General features: G+C 59.7%; 12 protein-coding genes. 4 read left to right on the forward strand and 8 right to left on the reverse strand.

From position 1 onward, the window contains the following. Positions 1–15: 15 nt before the first annotated feature. The 5 genes from lapB to cmk form a co-directional block, all read right to left on the reverse strand. A complete protein-coding gene (lapB, locus tag FAZ30_RS19605) occupies positions 16–1,176 on the reverse strand; it encodes a lipopolysaccharide assembly protein LapB (RefSeq protein WP_103525164.1) in 1,161 nt (386 codons plus the stop codon). Between the two features lie 71 nt (positions 1,177–1,247). Then, positions 1,248–1,541 (reverse strand): LapA family protein, encoded by a 294-nt coding sequence (locus FAZ30_RS19610; RefSeq protein ID WP_103525165.1) that lies wholly within the window; start codon positions 1,539–1,541, stop codon positions 1,248–1,250. A 141-nt stretch (positions 1,542–1,682) separates the two neighbouring features. Beyond that, positions 1,683–1,997 carry an integration host factor subunit beta gene (locus FAZ30_RS19615; RefSeq protein ID WP_045846200.1) on the reverse strand — a complete coding sequence of 105 codons (315 nt, stop codon included), beginning with the start codon at positions 1,995–1,997 and terminating at the stop codon, positions 1,683–1,685. Positions 1,998–2,004: 7 nt separating this feature from the next. Next, on the reverse strand, positions 2,005–3,696 hold the full coding sequence (gene rpsA / locus FAZ30_RS19620) for a 30S ribosomal protein S1 (RefSeq protein WP_103525166.1): 1,692 nt from the start codon (positions 3,694–3,696) through the stop codon (positions 2,005–2,007). Between the two features lie 94 nt (positions 3,697–3,790). Continuing rightward, the gene (cmk, locus tag FAZ30_RS19625) at positions 3,791–4,459 is read right to left on the reverse strand and encodes a (d)CMP kinase (protein WP_124642014.1); all 669 of its coding nucleotides are present in this window, start codon (positions 4,457–4,459) and stop codon (positions 3,791–3,793) included. Positions 4,460–4,742: 283 nt separating this feature from the next. Here cmk and aroA point away from each other — a divergent pair, with 283 nt between their 5' ends. From aroA to FAZ30_RS19640, 3 genes are all read left to right on the forward strand, one after another. After that, positions 4,743–6,029, forward strand: a complete 1,287-nt coding sequence (gene aroA / locus FAZ30_RS19630) for a 3-phosphoshikimate 1-carboxyvinyltransferase (RefSeq protein ID WP_124642012.1) — start codon at positions 4,743–4,745, stop codon at positions 6,027–6,029. Positions 6,030–6,162: 133 nt separating this feature from the next. Further along, complete coding sequence (locus FAZ30_RS19635; RefSeq protein WP_124642010.1) at positions 6,163–6,606, forward strand: pyrophosphohydrolase domain-containing protein; 444 nt, start codon at positions 6,163–6,165, stop codon at positions 6,604–6,606. Positions 6,607–6,678: 72 nt separating this feature from the next. Next, positions 6,679–7,227 (forward strand): cytochrome b, encoded by a 549-nt coding sequence (locus tag FAZ30_RS19640; RefSeq protein WP_124642008.1) that lies wholly within the window; start codon positions 6,679–6,681, stop codon positions 7,225–7,227. A 54-nt stretch (positions 7,228–7,281) separates the two neighbouring features. On the opposite strand, the gene FAZ30_RS19645 is transcribed toward FAZ30_RS19640, so the two are convergent. Further along, on the reverse strand, positions 7,282–8,799 hold the full coding sequence (locus FAZ30_RS19645; protein ID WP_124642007.1) for an MFS transporter: 1,518 nt from the start codon (positions 8,797–8,799) through the stop codon (positions 7,282–7,284). A gap of 90 nt (positions 8,800–8,889) precedes the next feature. Between FAZ30_RS19645 and FAZ30_RS19650 the strand changes: the two genes are divergently transcribed. Continuing rightward, positions 8,890–9,798: a LysR family transcriptional regulator gene (locus FAZ30_RS19650; RefSeq protein ID WP_124642005.1), complete on the forward strand. Its 909-nt coding sequence runs from the start codon at positions 8,890–8,892 to the stop codon at positions 9,796–9,798. A gap of 49 nt (positions 9,799–9,847) precedes the next feature. Here FAZ30_RS19650 and FAZ30_RS19655 read toward each other — a convergent pair whose 3' ends face one another. Together FAZ30_RS19655 and FAZ30_RS19660 are read right to left on the reverse strand one after the other, a co-directional pair. Next, positions 9,848–11,437: an MORN repeat-containing protein gene (locus tag FAZ30_RS19655; protein ID WP_137010081.1), complete on the reverse strand. Its 1,590-nt coding sequence runs from the start codon at positions 11,435–11,437 to the stop codon at positions 9,848–9,850. Between the two features lie 156 nt (positions 11,438–11,593). Beyond that, entirely contained in the window at positions 11,594–12,574 is a 981-nt protein-coding gene (locus tag FAZ30_RS19660) for a LacI family DNA-binding transcriptional regulator (RefSeq protein WP_124642001.1), read from the reverse strand. Positions 12,575–12,654 lie beyond the last annotated feature (80 nt).

Here is a 12,654-nt window from a genome sequence, read left to right on the forward strand (position 1 = left end):
TTCTCCTGAATGCGATCAATGAGTTTCCGAGCGGTTGGGCGTAAAGCTTTCCCACTCGCCGCAGGCGGGGCAATGCCAGAAGAAGGCCCGCGAGCGGAAATTGCAACACTTGCAGCGGTGCACTGTCAGGCGCGCTGCATGTTTCTGGATCAGGGCGCGGGCCACTTCGGCATCCATCCGCCCTTCTGGCGACAGCTCGTCCATCTGCGCTTCGATCAGGCGGTAAACGCCCATCAGATTGGGACGGGCATGTACCGACTGACGGGCCACTTCCAGCGCCCGCTCCTCGCCCTCGTAGGCCGACAGCTTCTGATACAACAGGTCGGTCAGCTCGAGTTGCGGGAAAGTCTTCTGGTAGCCCTGCAACAGGGCAATGCCCTCTTGCGGCTTGTCCAGCTTCTCGTAGGCGTCGAACAAGCGTTCTGCCGCCATCGACAAGTATTCGTAATTCTGTTTCTCGATGTTTTGCCATGCCGCAATGGCGGCTTCGATTTTGCCTTCGGCAAATTCGATATCGCCCAGAATCAGGCTGGCGCGCACACATTTGCGATTGGCCTGCATGGCCTCGGCCACCAGGGTGCGGGCGGCCGGATAATTGGAACGGTACAGCTCGCCCTGAGCCAGTTCGCAGAAAAACTGTGCCACTTCATGCTGAAAAGAGTGGGCGTCGCTGCGCAGCTCCTTGGCGGTTTCAATCGCTTTTTTCCAGTCGCGATCCTGCTGGTAGATATCCAGCAACTGGCGTCGCGCTGCCAACGCCATATTGCCGCCCAACAGTTTCAGCAAGATTTCTTCGGCCCTATCCACCAGACCAGCCTTGCGAAAATCCTGTGCAAGTTCGTTGCGCACGATGTCACGCTGTTCGGCAGGCAGGTCGGACGATTCCAGCATGCGCTGATGCAGACGAATGGCGCGGTCGTTCTCGCCGCGTTTGCGATACAGCTTGCCCAGCGTCAGTTGCAGTTCCGGTGCGGAACCCTGCTGGCGCGATACCTCGGCCAAAGCCCGCGCCGCGATGTCGGTCTTGTCATCAACGAGAGCATCCAGACCACGGAAAAAGCCGGTGGGAACCGACTTGGCCTGCTTCAATACGGTGCGCATGTCTACCCGCGCAGCCAGCCAGCCCAGACCGAAGAAGGCCGGGAATAGCAGCAGCCACCACAAATCCAGTTCCAAAGAGTGCTTCCTTCAAGGAGAGTAAGAGGCCGACCCCGCGCGTAAGGCGGCAGGGTCTGAACAGACTGGGCCTAGTCGGCCAGTGCGTCGCTGGGATCGACGGCGACCTTGCTGCTGGGCGGACGGTTACGCAATTCCTTCTTGAGCTGGGACAGCTCCTTGCGCATGCGCAGATAGTAGGAGAAGGTGGCCAGCAATCCGACAGCAGCGCCTGCAACAAAGAACACCAGCAGGAAGACAATCAGCGGTGCCGACCAGGACTGGCCGAAGAACAGCTTGAACTCGACCATGTGGCTGTTTTGCACGGTGACGGCAATCAGGAAAACCAGCAGGGCCAATTCGATGATACGCACGATGTAGCGCATGCTCTTTACTCGGAGAGGGTTACCGGAGTGCAAGTTTAAACGATAGTGTGCTGCAACCCAAGCAAGAGGAGAGTCAAACAAAGAAAAAGCGCCGCAAAAGCGGCGCTTTGATTTGGCTTGCTAGACCGGGATTCGCGGCGATCAGGCCTGGGTCTGCTCCAGCAGGGACAGATCCACCCGTTCGCGCAATTCCTTGCCGGCCTTGAAATGCGGCACATATTTCTCAGGAACCGAGACACTGCTACCTGATTTCGGGTTACGGCCCACACGGGGCGGACGGTAGTTCAGGTCGAAGCTACCGAAGCCGCGGATTTCAATGCGGCTACCCTGTGCCAGGTTGCTGGCCATCGCATCCAGAATGGTTTTGACAGCCAGCTCAGCATCTTTGTAGACCAACTGAGAATTGCGCTCGGCAAGACGTTCTGCCAGCCGCGCGATCAGCTCAGACTTGGTCATGATGCAATTACTCGTTGGAGCCGGACAGCTTGGCCTTCAACAGAGCACCCAGGTTGGTAGTACCAGCCGAAGCGCTGTCAACCGACAGGTTCTTCATGGCGGTGCTGTCTTCCTGAGCATCCTTGGCCTTGATGGACAGGCTGATATTGCGGGACTTGCGATCCACGGCAATGATCACGGCTTCCACTTCTTCGCCATCTTTCAGCAGGGTACGGGCATCTTCCACGCGGTCACGGGACAGCTCGGAAGCACGCAGGTAGCCTTCAACGTCCATGTCCAGGGAGATAACTGCACCCTTGGCATCAACAGCCTTCACGGTACCCTTGACCAGAGCGCCCTTGTCGTTCATGGCAACGTAGTTGTTGAACGGATCACCTTCCAGTTGCTTGATGCCCAGGGAGATGCGTTCTTTTTCCACGTCGATGGACAGAACAACGGCTTCAACCTCGTCACCCTTCTTGAACTTGCGCACGGCATCTTCGCCGGTTTCGTTCCAGGACAGGTCGGACAGGTGAACCAGGCCGTCGATACCGCCCGGCAGGCCAACGAACACACCGAAGTCGGTGATCGACTTGATGGCGCCCTTCAGCTTGTCACCCTTGTGGAAGTTGTCAGCAAACTCGTTCCACGGGTTGGCCAGGCACTGCTTCATGCCCAAGGAGATACGACGACGGTCTTCGTCGATTTCCAGGATCATGACTTCAACTTCATCACCAACCTGAACAACCTTGGACGGGTGTACGTTCTTGTTGGTCCAGTCCATTTCGGACACGTGTACCAGACCTTCGATGCCTTGTTCGATTTCAACGAAGGCGCCGTAGTCGGTCAGGTTGGTTACCTTGCCGAACAGACGGGTGCTGGCCGGGTAGCGACGGGACAGACCAACCCACGGATCTTCGCCCAGTTGCTTCAGACCCAGGGATACACGGTTCTTCTCTTGGTCGAACTTCAGGACCTTGGCTTCGACTTCGTCGCCAACAGCCAGAACTTCGGACGGGTGCTTCACACGACGCCATGCCAGGTCGGTGATGTGCAGCAGGCCGTCGATACCGCCCAGGTCAACAAACGCACCGTAGTCGGTGATGTTCTTGACGATACCCTTGATAACGGCGCCCTCTTTCAGGGTTTCCAGCAGAGCCTTGCGCTCTTCGCCCAGGGTTTCTTCCAGAACCGAACGACGCGAAACAACCACGTTGTTACGCTTGCGGTCCAGCTTGATAACCTTGAATTCGATGTTCTTGTTTTCGTACGGGGTGGTGTCTTTCACCGGACGCACGTCAACCAGGGAACCCGGCAGGAAGGCGCGGATGCCGTTGACCATAACAGTCAGGCCACCCTTGACCTTGCCGCTGATCAAGCCGGACAGGATCTTGCCGGTTTCCAGCGCTTCTTCCAGCTCAACCCATGCAGCCAGACGCTTGGCTTTTTCACGGGACAGCTTGGTTTCGCCAAAGCCGTTTTCCAGCGCGTCGATGGCAACAGTCACGAAGTCGCCGATGGCAACTTCAACAACGCCTTCGTCGTTCTTGAATTCTTCGGCCGGAATCAGGGATTCAGATTTCAGGCCGGCATTTACAGTTACGAAGTTGGAATCAACTGCAACGACTTCGGCAGTGATCACCTCGCCCACGCGCATGTCGTGAAGGGTCAGGCTTTCTTCGAACAGCTGGGCAAAGTTTTCCATAGAGAGGGTAGTCATCAAGCTTACTCTCGGTGCACACCTTGCGGCGTGCGGGGTTAGGGTTGAACACAGGGCGCTTCTTGCAGTGCAGCAAGCGTTGCCCTTTAAAAAATCATATGCCGGAGGCCTGGGACTGCCCGAAGCAACGAAGTACCGTTTCGACCGCCTGGTCGATGGTGAGCTCCGTGGTGTCGAGCAGAAAGGCGTCCGGCTCTTGGCGCAGCGGCGCTACCGCCCGGGCCGCATCGCGCGTGTCCCGATCGATAATGTCCTGCAGAATCCGTGGGAGGTTAGCAGATTCCCCCTTGCCGATCAACTGCTTATGGCGGCGCGCTGCACGCTCATCGGCACTGGCAGTCAAAAAAATCTTTGTCGCAGCCTGCGGAAACACCACCGAACCCATGTCGCGGCCATCGGTCACCAGGCCCGGAATCACGGCAAAATCACGTTGTCGCTGCAATAGCGCGGCGCGTACCGCTGGCAGGGCCGCCACTTTCGATGCGCCAATACCGATTTCTTCTGCCCGGATGTCTTCGCTGACATCGTTGCCATCCAGCCACACTCGCCCTTGCTCGAAAGCCGCCGGCAAGGTAGTGGCCAGCTCGGCCAGAGGCTGCTCGGCATCCCATGCCACATCCTGCTTGCGCGCATGCAGGGCAAGCAGGCGATAGAGCGAGCCGGAGTCCAGATAATGAAAGCCCAGGCGCTGGGCAACGATGGCGGCGACAGTACCCTTGCCGGAAGCGGAAGGGCCGTCGATGGTGATAACGGGAACTGACATGGGCTTGACTTGCATCCTGTAGCACACGACGACGAGCTGAACCGTCGCCAAACCGTTGATTTTAACGCAGTCGCCAAGTGGCAGGAACGGCTTTGGCAGGATTTTCTGCCGCAGCGCAACAGACAAAGCAGCAAGACGGCAAGATTGTAGTTTGCACGTTACCCCGCTGCCCTTTACAGTGATAGGCCGCAACGCCCGCCAGCCCTGCCTGCAGCAACCTGAGCGCGCGTGATGACAATACCCGGACAATTTCACGACACCTACAGAGACTCGACGCAACGCCATGGAACAGCTCCGCCTTACTCCGACTCCGCACCTTGCCGGCACCATCAAGCTGCCCGGCTCCAAAAGCATTTCCAACCGCACCCTGCTACTGGCTGCGCTGTCCAGCGGCACGACGCTGGTGCGTGACCTGCTGGATTCGGATGACATCCGCCACATGCTGGCCGCACTGGGCCTGCTTGGCGTAAGCGTTGAGCAGCTGGGCAATAGCCGTGACTTCCGGGTACAAGGCGTGGGTGGTGAGTTTCCGGTCAAAAGCGCCGACCTGTTTCTGGGCAATGCCGGCACCGCCTTTCGCCCGCTGACCGCCGCATTGGCGCTGATGCAGGGTAATTACCAGTTGTCTGGCGTGGCCCGCATGCATGAACGGCCGATTGGCGATCTGGTGGACGCCTTGCGCGCTGCCGGTGCCGAAATCAGCTATCAGGGCAATCCCGGCTATCCGCCGCTGGCCATTGCCCCGGCCAGCCTGCGCGCCGGTGAAGTAATTCCGGTCAAGGGCAATGTTTCCAGCCAGTTTCTGACCGCCTTGCTGATGGCGTTGCCGCTGACCGGTGAAACCGTCACCATCGAAGTGGTCGGCGAGCTGATTTCCAAACCCTATATAGAGATAACGCTCAACCTGATGGCACGCTTCGGTGTGCGCGTTGAGCGCCAGGGCTGGCAGCGCTTCGTGATTCCGGGTGGCCAACACTATATTTCGCCGGGCGAAGTCCATGTCGAGGGCGACGCCTCCAGCGCCTCCTACTTCCTGGCGGCTGGCGCACTGGCTGGTGGTCCGGTACGGGTAGAGGGCGTGGGTAATAACAGCATCCAGGGTGATGTGAAATTTGCTGACACCCTGCACCAGATGGGGGTTGCCATCACCATGGGCGACAACTGGATCGAGGCGGCAGCCAGCGGCAAGCTCAAGGCTATCGACGTCGACCTGAATCACATCCCGGACGCCGCCATGACCATTGCCATCGCCGCACTGGCAGCGGATGGCACCACCACCCTGCGCAATATCGAAAGCTGGCGCGTCAAGGAAACCGACCGCCTGTCAGCCATGGCAACGGAGCTGCGCAAGGTCGGTGCAATCGTGGAAGAGGGGCAGGACTACATCCGCATCACCCCGCCGGCCAGCCTGACCGCCGATGCCGAGATCGACACTTACGACGATCACCGCATGGCCATGTGCTTTTCGCTGGTCTCGCTGCTGGGCGTTCCGGTCATCATCAATGACCCGAAATGCGTGGCCAAGACCTTCCCCGACTATTTCGATGTATTGGCTACCCTGACCGCCTGATTTGGGGCCTTAGCCACAAATCATCACGCCCGCCCCAGCGGGCGTTTTTCATTTCCACGGCATAATCTGCTTGCCAAGCAACACTACAAAAACCACAATATACAGTAATAAATTCACAAAATATCACCATATAATGACAAATCCCTATCACTTGCGTCGCGATTTCATGCAGCGCTTTGACCTGCCCGCTCCCAGCCAGCCCGGCCTGTACCCGGACACCCTGCCGATGTGGGAAAACATGCTGCAGGAAGAGATGGCCGAATTCCTGCATGCGCTACAAGAATTCAAGCAACTGGAAAACTGCGACCCCGCCGAAAAAGTGCGCCGCATGGCCGAGCTGACTGCCGAGGGCGTGGATGTACTGAATGTGCTGACTGGCCTGCTGCTATCACAGGGAATGCCGCTGGAGGCCATGACTGATGCCATTCATCAGGCCAATCTGCGCAAGCAGATAGAGGGCAAGGTGGTGCGGCGTGCCGATGGCAAGGTGCTGAAACCGGCAGGCTGGCAGCCGGCCGACAAATGTGGCGTGATTCGCGCTGCCTTGCACAATGACAACAGCACGGCGCAAGATTAAGTCTGATTTAATACTGTCTGGCTATGATGCGGCCAGATCAAACCGGACACTCCCCACGCTGAAGGGACCATCATGCTAAAAAATTCACAACACAGTTACGGCCGTCTGGCCCGTGCCTTTCACTGGCTGGGCGCGCTGGCAGTCATCGCGGCACTGGCCTTTATCGAATTCAAGGACATCGCCCCCAAGGGCAGCCCCTTGCGTGACTTTCTGAAGTCCGGCCACTTCCAGGCTGGCGTCATTGTCCTGTTGCTGGTCCTGCCGCGCCTGCTGTGGCGACTGGCCAACCGTGTGCCGGATATCACCCCGGCACCGCAACCGGCGGCCATGCTGCTGGCGCATGCCGCACACTGGCTGCTGTATGGCCTGATGATCGCACTGCCGCTGCTGGGCATCGCCATCGTGCAGGGTAATGGCAAGGACGTGGTGCTGCTGGGCAGCACCTTGCCGATCTTGTTCAACGTCGGCAAGGAAACCGCCCGCAACCTGAAAGAAATTCACGAAGCGCTGGGCAATATGTTGCTATGGCTGGCCATCTTCCATGCCGCAGCCGCCGTATGGCACCACCGCTTCGTCAAGGATGACACCCTTACCCGCCTGACCGGGCCGCTGCGTCCCTGAACGATTCCACCCTACCAAACCCGGCCATGCCGGGTTTTTTTATTGCCTGTGCTCTCAGCGCAGATCGCGCTGCCACAGCGATAGCAGCAGCGCCAAGCCAGCCAGCGCAGCCAATGATAGCAAGGCATGATCACTGGCGATCAATACCGCCTGCTGGGTGACTTGCGTCGACAACTGCGCAAGACTCGCCGCATCCGCCCCTCCCTCCCACTGCCGCAACGTCACCCCATCCAGCCGGCCGAGCAGCGACAGCCGCGCCTCGGCCTCGCCGGCTTGCAGCTGCAGGGTGGCCAGACCGGTTCCCAAGGCCCCCGCCAGCTCACGCATGATGTTTTTCAGTTGATAGGCATGGGCAAAGTCTTCGACCTGCACCTCGGCATAAGTCATGGCGGCAATCTGCAAGACCGACAAGATCGGCACCAGCCCATGCAGCAGAATGGCCGGCAACAGATTGGCCAGCGCCGCCCCCGGCATGGCCGCCTGCGCCAGCCACAGACAACACAGCGCCAGCAAGGCAAAGCCAATGGCCAGTAGATGGTGACGGCGGGTCAGCCAGCGGCTGGCATACAGATAGACCAGCGCCATCGCGACCGTCACCATGCCACCCAGGCTGATGACCCTGCCGGTCGTGACAAAATCAAAGCCCAGCCCGCGCTGCAGCAAGGTGGACAAGAGGTAGGACCAGATACCGTTACACAGGTAATACAGGGCATAGAAGGCCAGCCCCATCAGATAGCGGCGGCGCAATAGCGCATGCAGTTGCAACCAGGGGTCGGGATGGGTGTGACTGCGCCGCCAGGCCAGCCCCAGCAACAATGTACCACCCAGCAAGGCCAGCCACATGCCGGGCCGGGCCGCCAAGCGCAAAAAGCGCAAATCCTCCAGCGTATGCAAGACCAGCAAGGCCCCTAAGCCCACAGCCGCCACCGCAACCCAGTCTAGTTCGCCAGCCTGCATGCGGGTCGGCGCTCCGGCATGGCGTGGATAGCTCAGCCGCACCAGCAGCAGCAATACCGGCACAAACGCCGCCTGCAACCAGAAAATGGCCTGCCAGCCCCAGTCTTCCACCAACAGGGCAGACAACCAGGGCGAGATGCCAGCCAGGCTGAACAGACCCAGCAGAAAACCGTACATCAAGGGCTTGCGTTCTCTTGGCTGAGCCACCAGCTGCAGCAGAATGCGCGAGGCGGTAAACAACCCGCCGCCGCCCAAACCCTGAAACAGCCGCGCCAGCGCCAGGCTGGCAATGCCCTCGGCCAGGGCACAGCCCACACTGCCAGCCATGAACAGCAACAATGCCCACTGGGTATAGCGGCGATAACTGATCAGGGTGGCAAACCGCCCCAGCAACAGATTGACCAGCACCGCCCCCACGGCAAAGCTGGTCAGCGCCCACAGATATTCCTGCGGAGCCGCCGACACCCCGCCCTGAATCGCGCCACCGGCCACCCCCATCATGCTGACGGCGACAAAGTCGGCCCCGGTGACCAGGCCCAGCGTCAGGCCAAACAATCTCACCTGCCATGGACGGCATTCGGGATGGGCTTGCAACAGCACGGGGTATGCATTCATTCGGGTAGGCGCTTTGAGCTTGGATGGATCGCGCTGACTATAAAGACCATGGTATTTTGAATAAACCGTCAAAATTGAAATGATTATTCAATGTCACGTACAAACGACTGGAATGACTGGTATCTGTTTAGCTGCATTGCGCAGCTGGGCAGTTTCAGTCGCGCCGCAGAACGGCTGCAACTGCCCAAATCAACAGTCAGCACTGCCTTGACACGGCTGGAACAAAAGCTGGGTACACGCTTGCTGGAACGCAGTACCCGCCAACTGCGGCTGACCGAGGCCGGCTTTCATTTACTGGAGGAAATCAGCCCGCTATTTGCCCGGCTGGAAGATGTGGCCGACCACCTGCAAGGTGTGGCCGAGGCCCCGCTCAGCGGCACGCTGCGCATTGCAGCGCCTTACGAATTCGCCAGCTTGCATCTGAGCCCGGTACTGTGCGACATCATGCAGGCACACCCGGGCCTGCATATCGAAGTGGACGTCATCAGCAATCAGACCGACCCGCTGAGCAGCGGACATGACCTGAGTTTTGTAATGACCAGCCAGCCCTTGCCCGACTCAAGTCAACTGGGCAAGCGCCTGTACACCTTGCAACAAGGCCTGTTTGCCGCACCGTCATTGCTGGCTGCACGCGGCAGGCCACAACACCCATCACAACTGCAGGACTGGCCCCTGCTAGGCGCTGCCAGCGCCCTGCCCTGGGTATTCCAGCATGCTGACGGTAGCCACTACGCCTTGCGCCAGGCGCTGCATCTGCAAACGGCCAATGCTGGCTTGCGCCTGCAGGCAGCCATTGCCGGGCGTGGAGCTTGTCTGGTCTCCTGCAATTTCGCTGCCCAGGCTGTCGCCAGTGGCCAACTACAAACCGTACTACCCGACTGGAAGCTGCCTGCGCTGAAAACCTATGCACTGGTACCCAATCGCAGCTTGCTGCCCACCAAGACGCGGTTGCTGCTGGATGGATTGGAGCAGCGCTTTGCCCGGCAGGAAACGCACTAGAATCACCCTGCCAGGCTGAGCCAGAGCCTGCGCTCACCCGGCACACACGCTATTCAGCCAGTTCGGGATTCTGACGTACAGCACAATCCCGCAGGCTGTCTGCCAAATCATCCTGTTGATTGGCACGGGCCCACCTGGCCATCTTGATTTGCGCCACTGGGTCACCCTGCAGGGCTGCACGCCAGCGCAGGCTTTCGATTAAAGACAGCGCTGGTGGACTTGCCGTCTCGCCGTCGTAGCTGCTCTGGATTTGCAACACGTCGGCCAGTTTGTTGTAAGCAGCGGGAACCTGCTGGCTGGCCAGCCATTGGATCATCGGCATGGCGTCCTCCCACATTTCGTCGTCCAGCATCAGCGATACCAGCCTGGCGGCTGCACGCCAATTACCCAGCTGCGCCGCCTCGACATAGGCCAGTTTCTGATGGTTACCTGCAGGCAGGGTGGCAGCCTCGGCAAAAGCCAGCTCAGCTTGCAAGCTCAGGGCAGGCTGATAAGTCTGGCAAGTAAACGCCCGACTGCTGATCGTGGCCTGCGGCAAGGCCGACCATTTGCGATGCTCCGCCAAGATAGCGTCGATACTGCTTGCCGGGTCGTTCTGGGCCGCTTTCGTCCACGCGCGCACTTTTTCCTTGAACAGCGCTTGTTCCTTGGCTTCAGCGTTCTGCTGGGCGCGGAATTCATCATCCCCGGTGCTACCGGAACGAATCTGTTGCATGCAGGCCTGCAGGGCTTTTACCGGGCGCTGCCAGCACTCGGCCGGCACCTCCCATTCCCAAAAATATCCACTGGGCAAGCTCATGCGATAGCTTGTCCCGCCGGCGGGGTCGGGGACAATAAAGGCACGCCCCTTGCTATCGACCACGCCGCGCGACAGCAGCTTGCCGCCAGCAGCACTCCAGACATAGGGCATCCCGCTCATCGGCGTATCACCCTCGGTACTTTGCATCATGAGCAGATAAGGACGGACACCCGCCTTGGCCTCGCGCCGGGCTTGCTGGGCAAAGGCCGCCTTGCGTTTTTCCACCAAAGGGAGGCAGGCGGCTTCACTGGCACAGGATAATTGTGGGGAACCACCTTCCCACCAGCCGGAGATCAGGAAGAACTGACCTTGCCATGCACCCAGCCGGCGCTTCTGGGCATCTGCAACCAGGCTCTCGTAGGCACCACGCGGCAGCGATACGCGGCCAAATCCGGCAAGCTGTCCGCGATGCGCACGGCCTGCAAACCGTGTTCCGGACTGGCAACTTTCCTCGAATTGCCCTTCCATCTCGCCGCGCACAAAACTGCTGCGGACAGTACAAACATCATCCTTGTCAGCAGTCTTCAGCACACCGTCGCCATGGTAGTTGCCCTCCAGCATCTCGCCATCGAAATGTACCCGCTCCTTGCCGTCATCGGTCACCGTCAGGCTGCCCTTACCCACCGCCTTGTCATTCTGGCAGGCCCCAGTCCATTTGATCTGGCGACTGGCTGATGCCTCCTGCTGCTCATCAATCCACACCTTGCAGCCTGCAGGCTCACTACTGGCCCAATGGCTGTCGGCATCATCGGCCGTGTCAGCACAGGCCGGCTGCGCCATGAGCAGCGGCAGGCCTAGCACGGCGCGGACAATCAGCTGCTGATATTTCATCTTTGACATGTCATCACTCACGAGAAATAGACGCCAGCCAAGCCAGCCCGAGCACGGGCAAAGACACGCTGGATAAAAAAATGGCCTCATCATGCATACATCATGATCAAGGCCATTGTCATTGTCACGTGATGAGGGCTGGTCGCCACCCATTCAGCAGTCTGGCTAAGCAGCAGTCGAGCCGCGCACCACCAGCCGCCCAGACAGCACCACCTTGCGCGCGCTGCGTGCCGGGTCTTGCAGCCGCTCCAGCAACATATTCATGGCGGTGCGGCCGATGTCGTACACCGGCTGCTCGATCACCGTCAGGCCGGGTCCGGCCAGTTCGGTCCAGTTGTCATTGTCAAAACCGGCCAGCGCCAGTTGTTGCGGGATGGCAATGCCAGTGGCACGGGCGCCGCGCAGCATGCCCAGCAGCACCAGGCCATTGCTGGCGATCAGCGCCTGCGGCACGGCCGGTTCGCCCAGCCAGGTACGCATGGCCTGCTCGGCAGCCTCCGGCGTGGGTGCGATAAAGCGCGCTTCGGCCTGCAAACCGTGCCGTTGCATGGCGGCCAGCACCCCGGCATGACGCTCCGCCCCGGTGGTACTGGTGTTGCCAAACAGGCCGCCGATGCGGCGATAACCCTGTGCCAGCAGATGCTCCACCAGCAGGCTGGCCGCCTCGGCATTGTCCAGCACCACAGCATCGGCGTGGCCGGGTGGTGCGGCACGATCGATCAGCACCACCGGAAAGCCCAGTTGCTGCGGGTCCAGTTTCTGCGCCGTGGCACGGGTGGGAGCAAAAATCACGCCGGTCACCCGCTCCTCCTGCATCAGCCGCAAATACATGGCTTCTTTTTGCGGGTTCTCATCGGTATTGCACAGGATGACGCGCATGCCCACGGCGTAGGCCGCGTCCTCCACCGCCCGGCTGACTGCGGTAAAGAAGGGGTTGCGGATATCCGACACAATCAGCCCGATGGTGTGGCTATGCTGCGAACGCAGCCGCCGCGCCGACAGATTGGGCAGATAGCCGGTGGCGGCCACGGCGGCCTCCACCTTCTTGCGCAGTTCATCGCTGACCGGGCCATCGCCCAGCGCACGTGACACCGTGGCTACCGAAACACCGGCAGCCAGGGCAACATCCTTGATGCGTACGGTCATTTTGCAATCGTTTTCAGTCAGATTGTCGTGATCCTGCATCAAGTCAAAAAGCTTTGCAAGCCTTTAATTACAAGGATCAT

It is taken from the genome of Aquitalea aquatilis, from assembly GCF_005155025.1.
GTDB lineage: Bacteria > Pseudomonadota > Gammaproteobacteria > Burkholderiales > Chromobacteriaceae > Aquitalea > Aquitalea aquatilis.